Annotated in this window: 15 protein-coding genes; 7 read left to right on the forward strand and 8 right to left on the reverse strand. The window is 59.0% G+C overall.

Annotation, left to right across the window (positions count from 1 at the left end; all coding sequences use genetic code 11):
• Nucleotides 1-156: 156 nt before the first annotated feature.
• The 3 genes from ACWI8T_RS01115 to ACWI8T_RS01125 all read right to left on the reverse strand — a co-directional run bounded on the left by ACWI8T_RS01115 (nt 157) and on the right by ACWI8T_RS01125 (nt 2,519).
• Nucleotides 157-909 (reverse strand): hypothetical protein, encoded by a 753-nt coding sequence (locus ACWI8T_RS01115; protein ID WP_449137620.1) that lies wholly within the window; start codon nt 907-909, stop codon nt 157-159.
• Nucleotides 910-950: 41 nt separating this feature from the next.
• Nucleotides 951-2,060 carry an IS1249 family transposase gene (locus ACWI8T_RS01120; RefSeq protein WP_449137621.1) on the reverse strand — a complete coding sequence of 370 codons (1,110 nt, stop codon included), beginning with the start codon at nt 2,058-2,060 and terminating at the stop codon, nt 951-953.
• 126 nt (nt 2,061-2,186) lie between these two features.
• Entirely contained in the window at nt 2,187-2,519 is a 333-nt protein-coding gene (locus tag ACWI8T_RS01125; protein WP_449137622.1) for an acyltransferase family protein, read from the reverse strand.
• Between the two features lie 263 nt (nt 2,520-2,782).
• Here ACWI8T_RS01125 and ACWI8T_RS01130 point away from each other — a divergent pair, with 263 nt between their 5' ends.
• From ACWI8T_RS01130 to ACWI8T_RS01145, 4 genes are all read left to right on the forward strand, one after another.
• Nucleotides 2,783-2,890: a hypothetical protein gene (locus ACWI8T_RS01130; protein WP_449137642.1), complete on the forward strand. Its 108-nt coding sequence runs from the start codon at nt 2,783-2,785 to the stop codon at nt 2,888-2,890.
• Between the two features lie 185 nt (nt 2,891-3,075).
• Nucleotides 3,076-3,501: a TOBE domain-containing protein gene (locus ACWI8T_RS01135; RefSeq protein WP_449137623.1), complete on the forward strand. Its 426-nt coding sequence runs from the start codon at nt 3,076-3,078 to the stop codon at nt 3,499-3,501.
• A 280-nt stretch (nt 3,502-3,781) separates the two neighbouring features.
• Nucleotides 3,782-4,753 carry a substrate-binding domain-containing protein gene (locus tag ACWI8T_RS01140; protein WP_281668103.1) on the forward strand — a complete coding sequence of 324 codons (972 nt, stop codon included), beginning with the start codon at nt 3,782-3,784 and terminating at the stop codon, nt 4,751-4,753.
• A 273-nt stretch (nt 4,754-5,026) separates the two neighbouring features.
• A complete protein-coding gene (locus ACWI8T_RS01145; protein ID WP_449137624.1) occupies nt 5,027-5,884 on the forward strand; it encodes an alpha/beta hydrolase in 858 nt (285 codons plus the stop codon).
• 105 nt (nt 5,885-5,989) lie between these two features.
• Here the strand turns inward: ACWI8T_RS01145 and ACWI8T_RS01150 are convergent, their stop codons facing one another.
• From ACWI8T_RS01150 to ACWI8T_RS01160, 3 genes are read right to left on the reverse strand one after another with little or no spacing between them, the layout of a single operon-like run.
• Nucleotides 5,990-7,372 carry an aldehyde dehydrogenase gene (locus ACWI8T_RS01150; protein ID WP_449137625.1) on the reverse strand — a complete coding sequence of 461 codons (1,383 nt, stop codon included), beginning with the start codon at nt 7,370-7,372 and terminating at the stop codon, nt 5,990-5,992.
• The gene (locus ACWI8T_RS01155) at nt 7,372-8,580 is read right to left on the reverse strand and encodes an iron-containing alcohol dehydrogenase (protein ID WP_449137626.1); all 1,209 of its coding nucleotides are present in this window, start codon (nt 8,578-8,580) and stop codon (nt 7,372-7,374) included. The genes ACWI8T_RS01150 and ACWI8T_RS01155 overlap by 1 nt, the downstream gene beginning before the upstream one ends.
• A 4-nt stretch (nt 8,581-8,584) precedes the next feature.
• Complete coding sequence (locus ACWI8T_RS01160) at nt 8,585-9,052, reverse strand: MarR family winged helix-turn-helix transcriptional regulator (protein ID WP_449137627.1); 468 nt, start codon at nt 9,050-9,052, stop codon at nt 8,585-8,587.
• A gap of 482 nt (nt 9,053-9,534) precedes the next feature.
• On the opposite strand from ACWI8T_RS01160, the gene ACWI8T_RS01165 reads away from it, so the two are divergent.
• The 3 genes from ACWI8T_RS01165 (at nt 9,535) to ACWI8T_RS01175 (ending at nt 12,736) form a co-directional block, all read left to right on the forward strand.
• The gene (locus ACWI8T_RS01165) at nt 9,535-10,596 is read left to right on the forward strand and encodes a hypothetical protein (RefSeq protein WP_449137628.1); all 1,062 of its coding nucleotides are present in this window, start codon (nt 9,535-9,537) and stop codon (nt 10,594-10,596) included.
• A 475-nt stretch (nt 10,597-11,071) separates the two neighbouring features.
• On the forward strand, nt 11,072-12,484 hold the full coding sequence (locus ACWI8T_RS01170; RefSeq protein WP_449137643.1) for an alanine/glycine:cation symporter family protein: 1,413 nt from the start codon (nt 11,072-11,074) through the stop codon (nt 12,482-12,484).
• 129 nt (nt 12,485-12,613) lie between these two features.
• On the forward strand, nt 12,614-12,736 hold the full coding sequence (locus ACWI8T_RS01175) for a hypothetical protein (protein WP_449137629.1): 123 nt from the start codon (nt 12,614-12,616) through the stop codon (nt 12,734-12,736).
• A 409-nt stretch (nt 12,737-13,145) separates the two neighbouring features.
• On the opposite strand, the gene ACWI8T_RS01180 is transcribed toward ACWI8T_RS01175, so the two are convergent.
• A complete protein-coding gene (locus tag ACWI8T_RS01180) occupies nt 13,146-15,533 on the reverse strand; it encodes a DMSO/selenate family reductase complex A subunit (protein WP_449137630.1) in 2,388 nt (795 codons plus the stop codon).
• A 103-nt stretch (nt 15,534-15,636) separates the two neighbouring features.
• Nucleotides 15,637-16,551 (reverse strand): LysR family transcriptional regulator, encoded by a 915-nt coding sequence (locus ACWI8T_RS01185; RefSeq protein WP_449137631.1) that lies wholly within the window; start codon nt 16,549-16,551, stop codon nt 15,637-15,639.
• Nucleotides 16,552-16,693 lie beyond the last annotated feature (142 nt).

Consider the following 16,693-nt stretch of genomic DNA (forward strand, 5'->3'; position numbering starts at 1 on the left):
CTTGGAGCAGGGCTCGAGCTTGTAAAACGAAATGGCATTGTGCTGGTTTTTCATGCGTGCTGCGGGATGCATGATCGATTCGTTTTCGAGAACAAGAAAACTTGTGTTTCGCCGCTGGGGGAGCGAGCCCAACGGCGAAATATTCAGCAAGGTAAGTTAATGGGAATACTTTAGCCAGCTGAGGTGTTCGTTCTTTTCCATTTTCATTATCAGCGCCGTTAGAAGCCACGAAGCCACAAGCACGATGAAGAAGGTTTCAAGAGGGGTTGGCGAAAACGGCGTAAAGCGCATGATGGCGTAGTTCAGATTGTCATGAAGGCAGTACGTGACAATGCTTGCATTTCGCAAGAATGCCGCATATTTGCAACTGACGTTGACCCTCAGAGACAATATGAAAGCCGGGATGCAGAAGATGGCAAGTCCAAGGTAGCAGTCGTCGGCATAGGACCATTGGTTTGCAAGAATGAAGAATTGCTCGATATAGATAGCGCCTAGCCCGACAAGCATTATTGCCAAAAGGGAAGAAGTGTTCACTTTCGAAAGGCGCAGTTCATTGTCGGCGATGCATTTGCCGGCGGCTATCCAGAAAATGGCAACCCAGAACGAGTTGTAATCATTGGATCCAAATGCGTAGCAAAGCGTGTCGTAGTGGGGCGCCACCAAAGGTGATGCTCCATAGTTGCTCATTGCGCAACAAGCAAGGTAAGGGATCGCTGAAAGCAGCAGAATCGTTTTATTTCCAAGGTATCTTGAGGCAACCACGATGATCAATGTGGCAATAATGCTTGCCATAATGTACCAAGAGGCGATGAATGTGCTTCCGAACAAAAAGGAATGAAGGGCCCAGAAAAGGCCGGAGAGGAGGCCGTCGCTAAACCATTGCCTGTAAGAGAGCGTCGGAATAAGCAATACTAGGGTTATGTTTCAAAAAGTGTGTCTGATTTAATTATTCACTGCCTGTAATCCGTCGGCATGTGGAATTCGCTCCAGACTATCCCGGCGCCGTACTCCTCGGGCGCGCCGTCGTCCCGCCCCTTGCCCGGCGAAGCCGCCGCGAACAGCCCGTCCACGTCGTCGTCGGTCGGCATGACGCGGATGATTTCCGCGGGCGGCAGAGGGCTCTCCGTATGCATGTAGCACCACCAGAAGATCGCCTTTATCCGGTGCATCAGCGGCAGGCCGCGGTGATGGCGCAGCATGTCCCTGAGCCTCGCGTTGACGCTTTCGACGGCGTTGTTCGTCGACGGCCATTCCCCGCCGTGCTCCCGCTGCATCTCGACGAAGGTGAACAGCGTGCCCTCCCTGACGAGCCCGTTCAGGCTGCGCCTGGCTTTGCGCAGGCGCTCATGGGTATAGGCCTTCCTGCCGTCCTTCACGGTGAACTCCTTGAGGAAGGACGCCCATTTGACGCACCACGCGTTGTACTCGAGGAGCCATTCGACGGCAGAGTCGGCGTCCTTGGCGCCCATGAGCCTGTTGGCGATCCCGAGGAGCTCGACCCCCGCCTCCATCTTGGGCCTCAGGGTCGTGCAGCGCTTGACCTGGCCGGCCGCGTGGAACGTGCAGCGCTGGACCCTCGTCCCAGGCCATACGGCGGACGCCGCCTTGGCGAGCCCCGGGGAGCCGTCCGAGACGAGCATCTTGGGCGGCGGCATGCGCAGCATCAGCGCCGCCCACGCGCTCGCGCACTCGCTTTGCGCCAGATGCCATCCGACGACGTGGCCGCCAGCGACCGCGACGAGCACCACGGCCTTCCTGCGCAGCCAGATGCCGTCAAGGAACACCACGTCGTGGACCTCGCCCGTCGCCGGGGCTATCGGCCAGATCCTCCATATCCACGCCGTCTTCCGCCAGAAGGTCGCCCTGCTCGTCCCGAGGTCGGCTATGGCGTCTTTGGACAGCAGCCACCTGAGGAACGCCGCGAGGGCTTTCGCGGCGTTGTCGTGCCTGCGCACGCTCGACGCCCCGCATTCGGGGCAGCGCCACCTCCGCCTGCCGGCCTTCGTCTTCCCGTTGCCCTTCATCTTGGCCCCGCAGGTGGGGCATTTCGGATTGTTCACGCCCGGTTCCCGTCTCTCGGCAATTTCCTTGCCGAAAAATGATGCCTGACCAGGCGTGTCAAGGGGATCTCGGACACACTTTCCGAAACACCTTGAAATTGGGCCGGGGCAATATGGGAGGCTTGTTTATGCGGGCTCACCTGGCGAGACGGCATCAAAAAGGACACACTTTTTGAAACATAACCCCAATACTATGAGCCAGAAGAAATAGAGCTGCAGGTTGCGTTTGACGTAGCGCTCGATTCTAGCGATTTTCTTTTCGATGGTTTCTGCTTCCCCATATTTCTTGAAGAAAAGATAGGCGGAAATAAGGAAAAATAAGGGGACCGCTGTTCTTAGGAATGGGCGTAAGACGGGGTTTAGGGATTCGATAGGGCTGATATGGATGACCACAATCAGAATGCTGAGGGCGAATTTGGTCACGTCGATAAAGTCGCGTCGTTGCTTGGAAGACTGCATATATTTCACCATTGTCTAGGGTTTGTTGGGTTCTTCGTATGGCTCCCTGAAGGAGGGGTTTCGTCTCTCGGAGTAATTTGCATAGTCATTGTAGTCTTTCATGGTTTTACGGAGGGCAGATTGTCACCTATGCAGAAAATAGTCGACAATTACAGGGCTCCTCTTAGCTGCGCCGCGCTTTTTTTCGTCGTAGATATTTGACCAGGGGGCGTCTCCATAATGGTCGGTATGATGCCGGCGTTATGACTACGGGCTGAAAATGGATCAACGGCTCGTGCTACTACTTCGATGAATCGGGCGTCATGCAATCTTCGAAGTGGATCGACGGCGACTATGTGGACGCCGAGGGCAAATGGATTTGCGGCGCGTAAATGAGTGCGGTTTGATATGAAGTGAGGCGAACGGGGTCGAGCGGCATGACGATTTCGGTGCGACGTTTCCTTGGTGTCAGTGATGTGCGATTATCGAAGCGTCAAGAAACGTGAGCTCGGGCATCAAGGCATTCGCAATGCTTCGGCTCCTAAGCGCATACATCAAACAAGTGAGGAGTGCCCGCATGAAGATTTCTGCACGCAACCAGTTCGAAGGTACCATTTCCAGCGTTGTCGAAGGCTCTGTGAACGGCGTTGTGGCTATCGACTTCGAGGGCTATGCCATTAAGGCCGACATCACCATGGAGTCCATCAAGGGCCTCGAACTCGCCGAGGGCAAAAAGGCATTCGCCATCATCAAGGCTTCCAACGTGATGTTCGCCGCAGGCAGCGAGCCCATCAAGAACATTTCCGCGCGCAACCAGCTCGTGGGCACCATCGCTTCCATTAAAGAAGGCGCTGTGAACGGCCATGTCGCGCTCGAGCTCGCCGACGGCAACAAGGTCATCGGCTCCATCACCAACGAGGCAATCGAGTCGCTCGGCCTGGCCGAAGGCGAGAAGGCTGTTGCCATCATCAAGTCGACCGACGTTATGGTGGGCGTGGAATAGGTCAAGTGCACCTTGGGCAATCTGCGCTGCAATGCACATGGGTGGCATGGGGCGCGATTGACACTCCCGCTTGCTTCTTAGCCGCCTTGCATAACGAATGCTTTGCCTGGCCGTCCGTGGTTGTGAATCAGATTGCGTGACGAAAGGCGCGATTAGCGCGCCACCATCAAGTTCGTGTCGAGCGAAAGGTGGTCTTCGGTCCGCCTTTTCTTTTTCCTTATTATTTCTTGTTCCGAATAATCTATAATCGAGAACAGTTTTGATGAGAAAAGGGGCTTTCGTGCGCGAAGACGAGGCATTGCAAGTCGAAGACGTATCGGCGTTGCTCGGCGTGGGTCGCAACACCGTGTACTCGCTTGCGAAATCGGGCGAGCTTGCGTCGTATCGTGTGGGTCGCAAGCTGCGTTTCACGCGCGCCGATGTCGAGCGCTACATCGAAGCGTCGAAAACGGGCGGCTCGCCAGCCTCGACGGGCCCCATTCCCGTTGCGCCCGCATCTGCCGCGACCCCTTCCTCTCCTTATGCGGCGGCTATTCCCGAGATAGCTCCCGCCGCCGATCCCTTCGTTATTTCGGGCGGCGATATTTCGGGCGACATTATCGCCCATGCGATTTCTGGCAAGGGCTTTCCCTGTTCTCGGGCTTATCTGGGAAGCTATCTCGCGCTTGTCGATTTGTATCTGGGCCGCGCCGATGCCGCCGTTGTGCATCTGTTCGACCGCAAATCGGGCACATACAACATTCCGTATGTGCAGCGCCTTGCGCCTGGCGTTCCGGTGTCGGTGGTGCGCGTTGCCCGTCGAAGTGTGGGCCTTATCGTGCAGGCTGGCAATCCCAAGCACCTGCATTCGTGGGGAAGCCTGCTCACGCGCGATGCGTCGCTCGTGAACGTCGCCCGCGGCTCAGCTATGCGGGTGCTGCTCGACGAAGTGCTGTGCGAGCTCGAGGCGCGTCCCGAATCGGTGCGCGGCTACGATCGCGAAGTCGCCTCTCCCGATGCGGTGGCGGCGTTCGTGGCCAAGGGCGCGGCCGAAGCGGGCGTGGGCACTTCGAACCTCGCGCAGGCGACCTTAGGCGTCGATTTCCTTCCCATGCAAAACGAGTGGATCGATATCGTGGTGAAGAAAAGCGAGCGCACGCGTTCGCTCGTGCGCGCAGCCAAGCGCCTGGGCGATGACCCTCGCGTGCGTCGCGAGCTCGAGGCCCTGGGCTTTGATGCGTCACGTTTGGGCTCCATCATCTATGAGTCGTAACCTGTTAAATGCTCGTAGCGTTTAACAGGTTTTTGGTGCATTGCGGCGCAGGGGCGAGCTTCCCTTGGCGTCTATGTTGCGCCAGCTGTGGCGAACCAGGCTTTTGACGCCTCGAATGAATGCAAAAGAACTTATTTCACCTGCCGTTTTCCGCCGGGTCGCATCGCGGCGCGCCGTATAATTCAAGCAGGCGCGTTGCGCGTTTTCGCGAGACCTGCTAAACGCTACGAGCATTTAACAGGTCTCGGGTATTCGACGGGAGAAAGGAATCCCATGGTGCAGGAATACATGTTCGAGTCGTTTGATGGCACGGAACTCTACGGCAAAACCGACTCGGTGGCCGATTCGCGCGGCGTGGTGGTTATCGTGCACGGCTTGTGTGAGCATCAAGGCCGCTACGACTATCTCACTATGCGCCTGAACGCGCAGGGCTATTCGGTGTATCGATTCGACCATCGCGGCCATGGCCGTTCGAAGGGCACCAAGGTCTTCTATTCCGCTTTCGATGAAATCGCGAAAGACATCGATGTCGTGGTCGATCGCGCGATTGCCGAAAACCCCGAGGCCCCGCTGTTCATCGTGGGCCATTCCATGGGCGGCTACGGCGCGGCGCTTTACGGGCACTTGCATCCGGGCAAGGTCGACGGCTACGTGCTCTCGGGCGCATGGACCCGCGACAATAAGGGCCTGGGCACAGGCGCGGTTGAAGCCGACGCCCCCGATTTGGCCTACATGCCCAATGAGCTGGGCGACGGCGTATGTTCCGACCCGTCGGTGGGCGAGGCATACATGGCCGACCCCTATGTCATTAAAGAAATGTCATTCGGCCTGTTCCGCGCGCTGCATAAGGGTCATGCGTGGATGCGCGAGAACGCGAGCCGCTTCGTTGACCCGGTGCTCATCCTGCATGGCGGCGACGACGGTCTGGTGGCCCCGAAAGACAGCCTTGAGCTCTACGAGCAAATCGCCTCGTGGGATAAGAGCCTTCGCATTTACGCCGGCCTCTATCACGAGATCTTCAACGAATACGATAAGGATGCCGTTATCGAAGACGCCCTCGATTGGCTCAATCTGCACGCCGATTTGGAATTCATTGACGTCGAGGAAGAGGAAGTCGAAGGCGACGAATAGTCAGCCGTCGCGCAAGAACGCGGCATAGGCGAAGAAAAGCCCAGAAAGAAAAAGCGGGCCTCGCGCGGAAGATGCGCGAGGCCCGCAGCGTTTGGGCGCGCGATGCTATCGCAAGAACACGTGCAGCAGTTTTTCGTAGAGCGCGCTTGAATACGGCTGGTAGCGCATGGGCAAATCGAGCCACGTTTTCTTGTCGACAATCGATTTGACGTGCGAAAACGCCTCGAACCCGCGCTTGCCGTGGTAGCCGCCCATGCCGCTTTCGCCTACGCCGCCGAACGCCATCTCGCTTGTCGCCAGGTGAATGACGACGTCGTTGATGCAGCCGCCGCCGAATTGCAGCTCGTGCGTGAAGCGGTCGATGTGACCCTTGTCGCTCGAGAATAAATACGCGGCAAGCGGCTTCGCTTTGCCTTTGAGGCCTTGCGCCACCTGGTCAAACGCCTCAAACGTAAGAACGGGCAGAATCGGCCCGAAAATTTCTTCTCCCATAACCGCGTCGCTCGCCACAACGCTGTCCATAATCGTGGGCGCGATGCGGCAGCTTTGGGCGTCGCGCGCGCCGCCGTGCACCACTTTGCCCTCATCGATAAGCCCGCACAGGCGCTCGAAGTGCTTCTGGTTCACGATTTTGCCGTAGTCGGCGTTCTCGAGCGGCGTTGCGCCGAATTGGCGTTCAACCTGCTTTGCCAGCTCGGCGACGAGCTTATCGTGCACGCTGCGCTCGACGAGCACATAATCGGGCGCCACGCATGTCTGGCCGCAGTTCAAAAACTTGCCAAACGCGATGCGCTTGGCGGCAAGCTCGATGTTCGCGCTTGCGTCCACGATGCAGGGGCTTTTCCCGCCCAGTTCAAGCACGGCAGGCGTGAGGAATTCGGCGGCGTGGCGCAGCACTTCCTTGCCCACGTTCTGGCTTCCCGTGAAGAAGATGAAGTCGAATTTCTGCTCGAGCAGCGCGGTATTTTCCGCACGGCCGCCCGTGACAACCGCCACGTGCTCGGGCGCGAAGCATTCCTCGACAATGCGCTCGATAATCGCGCTGGTCGCCGGCGAATAGGCACTCGGCTTTAAAATAACGGTATTGCCTGCGGCGATGGCGTCGGCGAGCGGGTCGATGGTCAGCAGGAACGGGTAGTTCCACGGACTCATGATGAGCGTGTTGCCGTAGGGCACCGCCTGCGTGAAGCTGTGCGAGGCGAATTGCGCGAGCGGCGTGCGCACGGTTGTGCGGCGCACAAGCTTGCGCGTGTGCTTAATCATGTAGGAAATTTCAGTGAGCGCTAGGCCGCTTTCGCACATGAACCCCTCGTAGGCGCTCTTGCCCAAATCGGCCGTGAGCGCCGCGTGAATGTCGCCCTCGTGTGCCTTCACGGCGTCGTAGAGCCTGCGCAAGCTCTTGATGCGGAAATCAACGGAAAGCGTGGCTCCGCTGTTGAAGAAGGTGCGCTGCGCACCGAGGAGTGCTTGTATTTCTTCGCCGGTCATTATTCGTTCCAATCTGCGATTTCTTCATAGAGGGCGGCTAGTTCGCGCTCGGTCATGAGCTTGGGAACGGGATAGAGCGGGTTCGCCTCGCGCTCGGCCGTATGGGCCAGGTGTGCGATGTCGTTGCGCTTGATGCCGCTGATTTTCTCAGGGATGTTCATGCTCGCGTTGAGTTCCTTGATCGCCGCGATGAACTTCGCTGCGCCTTCAGCGTCGGAATCGGTCGCATCGCATACGCCCGCAGCCATGCCGAGCTGGTGAAGCTTTTTGTGTGCCGCCTCGCCGTACGCTTCGAGCACATAGGGCAGAATCACGGCGTTGGCCAGGCCGTGGGGCACGCCGTATTGGCCGCCGAGCGAGTGGGCGATGGCATGCACGTAGCCCACGTACGACATGGAAAACGCGATGCCCGCTTTGTACGCGGCGTGCAGCATGTTCTCGCGCGCTTCGTGGTCGTCGCCATGCTCATAGGCGTGCTGGATGTTCCCGAATATCAGCTTGGTCGCGTCGAGGGCGAGTTCGCGCGTCTGCTTGGTGGTTGACCTGCCGATATAGGCTTCCACGGCATGCGTGAGCGCGTCCATGCCCGTGGTGGAGGTAAGGTGTGGCGGCAGCGTGTAGGTGAGGCGCGCGTCGAGCACGGCGTAGTGGGGAATAAGCGGGAAGCTCATGATCGCGTATTTGTGGTGCTCGTGGCCGTCGGTAATCACGGCGGCCAAGGTGACTTCGCTGCCCGTGCCCGCGGTGGTGGGAATGGCGATAATCGGGGGCGTTGCCTTGAGCACGCGCAGAACGCCTTTCATGCGCGAGAGCGGCTTGTTCGGGTATGCGACGCGCGCGCCTACGGCTTTGGCGCAGTCCATCGACGAGCCGCCGCCAATCGCGATAATCGCGGTGCATTGGCGCTGGTGGTAGAGCTCAAGGGCTTCTTCAACCTGGTCAACGGTGGGGTTGGGCTGGGTTTTGTCGTACACGGCGTAGTTCACGCGCGCGTCGCGCAGCGCCGCTTCGAGCGGTGCGGTAAGGCCGTTTTCCACGATGCCGCGGTCGGTCACGACGAGTACGGTGCGCGCGTGCTCCTTCTCAAGAACGCGACCCAAATCGGCGCACGAGCGAATGATTTCGGGCTCGCGGTAGGGGAGCACCGGGAGCACGGCGCGAAAGCCGATTTGAAAGACGCGGCAGCAGGCTTTTTTGAGGAAGAACATGGCATTACTCTTTCTTGGGGGCGGTGGTTGACTGAGCGGTGCGCGCGATGGCGCCCAAGCGATTGCTCACGGCGGTGAGGCTTTGGTAGAACGCCGCGCGCTGCTCATCGGTGAGGCTGTCGTCGATTTCCCGAAGCACCGTCGCGATTTTCTGCGCAATCGCGTCGCCGGCCTGCTCGCCTTTCTTGGTGAGCACGAGCGGGCACTTGTAGGGCTTGGCGCCATTGGTCGAGGCTTCGATGAAGCCTTCCGACTTCAGATGGTCAATCGCGCGCGACACAGCTGCCTTGTCTTCTTCGCAGCGCTCGCACAGCTCGGCCGCGGTAAGGCTTCCCTGCGAACGCAAGTAGTGCAGGCATGACACATGGATGCTTTTCAGCCCCCAATCGGCCATTTCCTGGTTTTTGATTTTGCGAATGCTGCGATTGATTCGGCTTATGAGAATGGTGAATGTCTCGAATCGGTCTTCCATGGCGCCTTTCCAGATGATTGATGTTGACAAATCAACATGTGGAAGTTGACCATAAACTTGTTGATATGTCAACAAGTTCCGCAGAAAGCCTTTTGGCTGGTGCATGCGAAGGTTGCTTTTAGCCGGTGCTCGATTCGTGCGCGCGTTTGGTATTCGCCCTTCCGCCCGTTGTACGCTTTTGTCGAGCTCCTAGCGCTTCGCGAGGTGGAGCGTAATGGCGAGCGCGATGAGCGCTGCGGTTTCAAGCGCCATGATGTAGGAGGCAATAGCGCTTTGACCGTACGCTCGCCGTTCGCCGGCACTGGGTGTGCTTGTGGGGCGGCGGTTCTCGTTTGCGGCTTCGTTGCGCGATGCCGCAATTGCCCCGTTTAATGTGCCCCATGCGCCGTGGGATCGCTTCTTAGTGTCGTATACTTTTTGTAGCTGTTCCGATTGCGCAAGCGTTCGGAATGCCGTACAACGCGACGGAAGGGAAGGCGCGCATGGCCTGGGGCGATAAGAAAAACGATAAGCGTGCGAACGAGAGCCCGTTCAACGCGGGCGACCCCACGATGCCGTGGGATATTTCCTCATCGACGAAGGCATACAAGAATCGCGCGCAAGATCCGTTCGGCGAGCCGGCAGAAGGCGGCGTTTCTGCGCCGGTCGTGGAGCCGAAGGCGTCTTCTGAGCAAGCGGATTGCTCCGCCCATCCCGCTCGTCTTGCTCAGTCTGGCGATTCCTCTCGTTCGAGCCAGCCTGACTGGCCCAATCAGCCTTCTTCCCAAGATTCGCCTTTCAGCGCGCCCGCTGGCAATGCGGGCCCATCCTCTGCGCCAACCCCGCCGCCGCCTCCGAATTTCGAAGGCGCGGGCAAAAGGGCGGCTCAGAGCAAGGCCGCTTCGAGGTCCAAGGGCAAGTCTCCCGCGGTTGTCGCGGGCATTATCGCGACGGCGTGCGTTGCCTTCACGGTTATTTTGGGCGCCATTGCCGTGTTTGATTCGCTTTTCGATGAACAGGCCCCTACATATGGCGACACCGACGATACCGAGGTCATCGGCTCCGACCACGAGGTATATGCTCCCGAAACCGACGACGAGAAGGCGGCGTTCGATGTGGCGACCAGCCGCCTTGGCAGCGTGGCGACGGGCGACGACGAGGTTGTGCGCGCGGCCATCGCCGACGATTTCGCCGATTGCATTTTGGGCTACACGGGTGAGTCGGCCGCTTCCCTCGGCCTTGATGCCGACGCGTATGCCGATTGGGCCATGCGATCGCTCGTGTATGAAGTCGACTGGGTGTACGTCGACGACGAAGCTGACGAGGCGACGGTGTATTACTACGCGAATTCCTGCCGCAGCTACGATGTCGCGAGGGAAGTGTGCTACGCCATCGCAGATGGAGTCGACGCGCAAGAGGCCCTTTCGAACGCATGCGAGAATGCCGAAATGGGCTATGAGCTGTTTTTGACGGTCGACTTGGAGAAAGTCGGCGGCACGTGGTGCATCGACGAATCGGAGTGGGCCGACCCCAGCGAAAACGACCTGTTGTGGCTGTTCACGTAGGCGGTTTGCTGAGGGACGCGCCGTGCCTATTGACAGGTCGCCCATGGCGCGCCGCTGCTCGCCTATGGCGCTGAATCTTTCGAGACGTGGATAGGCTTATTGCGGGCCGCTTCCCATTTCTTCGATTGCGGGGAAATGAGAAGCGGCCCGTTTCGTTGGTGCCACGTCCGTTCGCGGGCGCGTAACGTCCCTTTAACTCTGAGATACACGCTGTTACGCGACTTGAAACGTGCCTGAAAAACATCTCCCGTAGCATTTCCCTCATCGAAAGAGAAAGAAAGCGCTCGCGTTGGAGAGATTCCCCCCTTATGGCTCTCCAACGCGCACGCTTTCCCGAGGGAAAGGCAGTGCTATGGAAGACTTCCTTACATCGTTTTTCATAACGCCATTTACGAGTTTGGGCGAAGGCTTGGCCGCGGCCACGAGTCCGCTTGACGTCATCGACGCCGTCGACGGCTTCGTGTGGGGCCCCATCATGATTTTGCTGCTGCTTGGCACGCACATTTTCATGACGATTCGCACCGGCTTCATCCAGCGCAAGCTTGGCACTGGCATTAAGCTGTCGGTCACCAAGGACGACCCGTCTGACGCCGACGGCGATATCACCCAGTTCGGCGCGCTCACCACGGCGCTCGCTGCCACCATCGGCACGGGCAACATCGTCGGCGTGGGCACGGGCCTTCTGTTCGGCGGCCCGGGCGCCATCTTCTGGATGTGGATTACCGGTATTTTGGGCATCGCCACCAAGTACTCCGAGGTCTTCATCGGCGTGAAGTACCGCGTGAAAGACCACTCCGGCAAGATGCTCGGCGGCGCGATGTACGCGCTCGAGCGCGGCTTCAAGAACAAGAAGCTCGGCCGCGTGCTTGCTGTGCTGTTTGCCCTGTTCGCGTCGCTGGCCGCGTTTGGCATTGGCGCTTCGACCCAGTCGAACTCGCTCGCCGATGCGCTGTACAACACGTCGCTCATCGACGGCGCGGCCATTCCGCAGTGGCTCGTCGGCATCGTGGTCGTGGCGCTTGTGGCTATCGTCATTCTGGGCGGCATCAAGTCGATTTCCCGTGTGTGCGAGAAGCTCGTTCCCGTCATGGCCATCTTCTACGTGGTGTGCTGCATCATCATTATTGGCCTGAACGGCCAGTACCTTGGTGAGGCCATTCGTCAGATCATCGTGGGCGCCTTCACCCCGGCCGGCGCCGCCGGCGGCGCGGTTGGCTCCACGGTCACCCTGGCTTTGCAGTTCGGCTTCAAGCGCGGCATCTTCTCCAACGAATCGGGCATGGGCTCCGCTCCGCTCGTCGCGTCTTCCGCTACGACGAAGAACCCCGCTCGCCAGGCGCTCGTTTCCATGACCGGCACGTTCTGGGATACCGTCGTCGTCTGCTTGCTCACGGGCCTCATGCTCATGACCACGCTGCTCGCCAACCCCGAGCTTTCCACCGCCATCGCGAATGGCACCATCTCTTCGGGCGCTGGCCTTGCCACCGCGGCCTTCGAGAAGATTCCCGTATTCGGCCCGTTGGCGCTGCTCGTTGGCCTGTTGACCTTCACTTACTCCACCATCCTCGGTTGGAGCCAGTACGGCAACCGCGCCATCAGCTACCTGCTTGGCAAGAAGGCCGTGCTCCCGTACTACATCGTGTTTCTGCTGTTCGTCTTCTGGGGCTGCATGATGGTCGGCGACGCAACCGGCAGCGCTGCGGTTTCGAATCTGAGCTCGGTGGTGTGGAACTTCGCCGACGTGATGAACGCCCTTATGGCGATCCCGAACTGCATCGCAGTGCTCGGCCTTTCCGCCATCATCGCTCGCGAGACCAAGCACTACGTCTACGACGGCAACCTCGACGAGGTTGACGACACCGAGATTCCGCAATACGACGAGAAGTAATTCGCCGGCGGTATCTCCCCGCAACGGGGCCGGTTGCGAGACGGCGACCGGCCCTCTGGGAGGGGTGCGCATGCCCCCTCCTTTTTTGTTCCCAAATTACGGCATTTGCTTGGAAGGAAGCGCCCGATTATGGATAATCTCGGCTACTACAACGGCACATTCGGCCCCATCGAGGAAATGACCATTCCCATGAACGATCGCGTGTGCTGGTTTGGCGACGGCGTGTCCCGTGCGAGCGATTTCCACCTATGATTTTACGGCCGATTCGCAGACCTGCATAAGCTGCATGCGTTGCATGTGCGATTGTCCCGCTCATGCGCGCAAGGTTAATGGCCTTATGGCGAAAATCGCATCGGCCGCCATTGCGAAGGAATGCAACGTTCGCAAGGAAGCCGAGTTGTTCCTTTAGACAGCTTTCATCTGGGGGGCGGGCGTTGGCCAATTCATGCGGTTCTTCTCGATGGAGGGGGCCTTGTCGTGCGTTATCGTGCGCGAGTTCGAGAAACGGCGTTCCCTGTACGCTTCACTTTCGGGACAGCCGCTTCACAATCTTAAACTTTGCTTTTGACACTGTCGCTTCAGACCCCCTGGATTTCAGCGTTTCTAGCGTGGCCTTTGTTGTCAACGACGTCGATCCCTCGGCGCGTTTCCGGTTGCGCGGTTACTCCGCTTCGAGCTTCGTTACGCGGCAGACATTGGTGTGCTGCGGGTTGCCTTTGGCGAGCGGCGAGGGGCGATACACGGTAAGCGTGTTGATGCAGCCCCCGAAGTCGACCTCGCGCTCGTTAACGCGCCGCGCATCGTACCAGGCACCTTGTGAAATCGCTACGGTCCCTTCGACAATATCGCTCGTGAGCTTCGCCGGCAGGCACAGCTCGCCCTGGTAATTTCTCACGAGCACTTTGTCCCCATCGGCGATGCCTCGTTTGTTCGCATCGCTCGTATTCATCCATACCACCTGCGGAAACATCGATTTCAGCTTCTCGTCGAATCCCCAGCTCGAATGGATGCGCGCGCGGTCGTGAAAACCCGTGAGCCGCAGCGGCATTTCGGCATTGGGAATGCCCGCTTCCGTCCATTCGGGAATGTAGGCGGGAATGGGCGCGAGGGTTGAAAGACACGCGAGCGTGTCGCCCTCGCGCAGGTCCCAGCCAGCCGTGTCGCGCAGGATCGCTTCGCTGAAAAGCTCGATTTTGCCCGACGCGGTCGCAAGCGGATGCTCGTCGGGCGATTCGCGGAACGCCTTAAGCGCGACATGCGGTCCGCGCCATACGCTCACGATGCCGGCGCGCTGCGCCTCGTCGAATTCGGGAAGGCCAAGTTCGGGCTGTTGTTCGCGCGCTTCGTCGTAGAGCACGCGAATCCAGTCGCCTTCGGTGCGGCCCAGCGTGAATTCTTGCTCCACGCCAAGCCTTCGCGCCATGAGGCGCGCCATTTCATAGGCGCTTTTCTGCTCGTCACGCGCGGTGGGCACGGGCCGCCCCGTCACGATATGCCCCCAATCGGCGCCGCCCGAGGTTTGCGATTGCTGCTCGATGCGCAGCAGATCGGGGAATATGATGTCGGCGTATTTCAGCGAATCGCACATCACGGTGTCGATGCCCAAAATGAACTCACATTTGCTCTCGTCGGCGAGCACTTCATGGGAATGACGCACGTCTGAATGCTGGTTGGTGAGGCTGTTGCCCGCGTAGTTGATGAGATATTTGATTCCGTGTTCAAGGCGGGACGCGCCGCGAATGCCGCTGTTTTCGGCGGTCATTTCCTCGCCATGCTCAATGGCATGAATGGTCTCGAACACGGGGATGCTCGCCGCCACGGGGTTTTGCCCTGCGGGAAGCGAGCTCGAAAGCACGCGGTGGTGCCAGGGGTACAGGCCGTTTGACGTGCCTTCGAGGCCGACGTGGCCGACGAGGCACGGCAGCGCCATGGCCGCCCAGGCGCTCCATTCGCCGTTGCTGCGCCGCTGTGGACCCCAACCCGACAACACGTGGAGGCGCCGGGCGTTCGCGATGCTGCGCGCAAGCGAGCGAATGTCGCTCGCCGCAATGCCGCACATGCCTTCGGCCCATTCGGGCGTTTTCGCAGTGCGGTCATAGCCTTCGCCCGTCACGTAGTCGTGATACGACATATGCTTGCCGCGGAAAGCTTCCGGCATGGTCGCCTCGTCGAAGCCGACGCAGTATGCATGCAGAAAGTCCAGGTCAACGGCATTCTTCTGGATAAGCTCCCATGCAATTGCCGCCACAAGCGCCGCATCGGTTCCCGGCGTGATGGGCAGCCATTCGACGTTGCCCATGATCGATTCGGTCTTGCGCGGGTCAATGACGATGATGCGCGTGCCCTCTTGCTTTGCCAGGCGTCGCCATTGCGCGCCAATGTTTGCGCCGCCGTCGTTTGCGACAACGGGGTTCGCGCCGAAGGCGATTACGAGGTCGGCCGAAAACGCCTGTTCAAAGGAGCTGCCGTCGTCGGGTTTCATTCCAAAGCAGTATTTCGCGGCCCAGGTGGCCTGCGCGCATGAGTAGTCGTTGTAGTGCGATAGGTAGCCACCCAGGCAGTTCATGAGCCTGTTGAAGGGGCGCGCGGTGGTGCAGTTCGCGTTCGTGCCGTAGGCGATGAAGACGACGTCGTTTCCGTAGCGGCCGATGGTATCGCGCAGCTTACTCGATGCGATATCGATTGCCTCGTCCCACGTGATGCGCTCGTAGAGGCCCGATCCACGCGGTCCCGTGCGTTTGAGCGGCCATTTCAGGCGCAGTGGGGTCTGAGCCCAGGCGAGCATGCGGCGCCCGCGCACGCACGCTTGGGGCAGGGGCGTGCCGTCGGGCGCGCTCGCCGGGCACGAGCCAACGCCCACGGCGCGCCCGTCTTCGACCTCGAAGCGCAGTGCGCATCGGCCCCCGCAGTTGGCGGCGCAGTGGCTCCAAATGACTTGGATGGCGGTGGGCGTGTTCGCCGTTTGAGCCTCGACGCATCCTGAGTTTGCGAAGCGCGTATTGTTGGTAGATGTATCCATGGAATGGCCTAGCGTGAAGGAAGGTTGCACGAGCCATTGTATGGCTTTGCGGCCAATGCGTCATCGCAATTGCTCCTACAAGCGCTCGAATCTACGGTTTTCCGAATTTTATTCAACCGCTTCGCCGTCCGCGTTAATTCTCGGCTTGAATTGCGGTTGCGAGGCGTTTGCATATCGCCACGAAATCGGCGACTTTTTCTCGTTCGGGATGCTTGCGATACATGACATAGATCGGATAGCGTGCACAGCCATTGTCTATGGGGCGGCCTTCGAGTTTCGCGCTCACATTGGGATCGAGCATGTTTGCCGCATTGCCGAACACGATTTCGTCGTCTTCCAAAATGAACCCGACCATATCGAAGTCGGTGAAATCGCGATAACGGCATTTTGGCCGAACGCCGTTGCGACCCAACGCATCGATGGCCCCGTCGAACACGGTTTGGAGTTTCGCGTTCGACGAACAAAGCAGGTATTGGCCGTCGAGGTCCTCGAATCGAAGCGCGTCCTTTTCCTTCAAGGGGTTGCTTTTGCTGAAAAATACGGCCAAAGGCAATTCGGCGATTTTCTCGCACATGCAATCGGGCAGATCTTCGTCCGGAGGTCGGAATACGATTCCGACGTCGGCCGATCCTGACGCAATCGATTGCCCAATTGACGAGAAATCATCGTGAACGAAGTAAGGCTCGGGCGTATCGGGGAAGCTGCGGGCGAATTCCGGAACGGCTCGATAGAATATGTCTCCCCAAATGCTGTTGCTGGATAGTGGCATATTGAGGCGAATCGCTTCGGACGACTTGCGGGCTATAACCTTGCATTGCCTGACAACCTCGTCGTATCGCGACAAAACCTCGTCGCAGCCCAAAAGGAAGTAGCGGCCCTGAGCTGTAAGGGCCATCGGGTTGCGATTGAGCAGGCGAAACCCGAGCTCCTGTTCGAGCGATGCGATATGGCGGGTGAGGGTGGGCTGCGAGATATGGAGCTGATCGGCTGCGGTATTGAAGTTCAGCGTTTTGGCAAGGACGCGGAACTCTCGTATATTCTCAAACATTTTATCCCCCCAGATATTCAAGGCTCCCCTCAAGGCCTTGTCGTTCTACCATGATACCCCTTCGAAGCTTCGTTTCAAACCGCACGCTTCATAGGCAATCGAGGTCGCTGCGCCGCATATTCCGAATTGGGCCATCGCGATG

This window comes from Slackia sp. (assembly GCF_977041755.1).

Coding starts and splice junctions, on each gene's coding strand:
- ACWI8T_RS01175 (WP_449137629.1), top strand. CDS start 12,614: ATGGATAATCTCGGCTACTACAACGGCACATTCGGCCCCATCGAGGAA.
- ACWI8T_RS01170 (WP_449137643.1), top strand. CDS start 11,072: ATGATTTTGCTGCTGCTTGGCACGCACATTTTCATGACGATTCGCACC.
- ACWI8T_RS01145 (WP_449137624.1), top strand. CDS start 5,027: ATGGTGCAGGAATACATGTTCGAGTCGTTTGATGGCACGGAACTCTAC.
- ACWI8T_RS01135 (WP_449137623.1), top strand. CDS start 3,076: ATGAAGATTTCTGCACGCAACCAGTTCGAAGGTACCATTTCCAGCGTT.
- ACWI8T_RS01150 (WP_449137625.1), bottom strand. CDS start 7,372: ATGACCGGCGAAGAAATACAAGCACTCCTCGGTGCGCAGCGCACCTTC.
- ACWI8T_RS01160 (WP_449137627.1), bottom strand. CDS start 9,052: ATGGAAGACCGATTCGAGACATTCACCATTCTCATAAGCCGAATCAAT.
- ACWI8T_RS01165 (WP_449137628.1), top strand. CDS start 9,535: ATGGCCTGGGGCGATAAGAAAAACGATAAGCGTGCGAACGAGAGCCCG.
- ACWI8T_RS01125 (WP_449137622.1), bottom strand. CDS start 2,519: ATGCAGTCTTCCAAGCAACGACGCGACTTTATCGACGTGACCAAATTC.
- ACWI8T_RS01185 (WP_449137631.1), bottom strand. CDS start 16,551: ATGTTTGAGAATATACGAGAGTTCCGCGTCCTTGCCAAAACGCTGAAC.
- ACWI8T_RS01155 (WP_449137626.1), bottom strand. CDS start 8,580: ATGTTCTTCCTCAAAAAAGCCTGCTGCCGCGTCTTTCAAATCGGCTTT.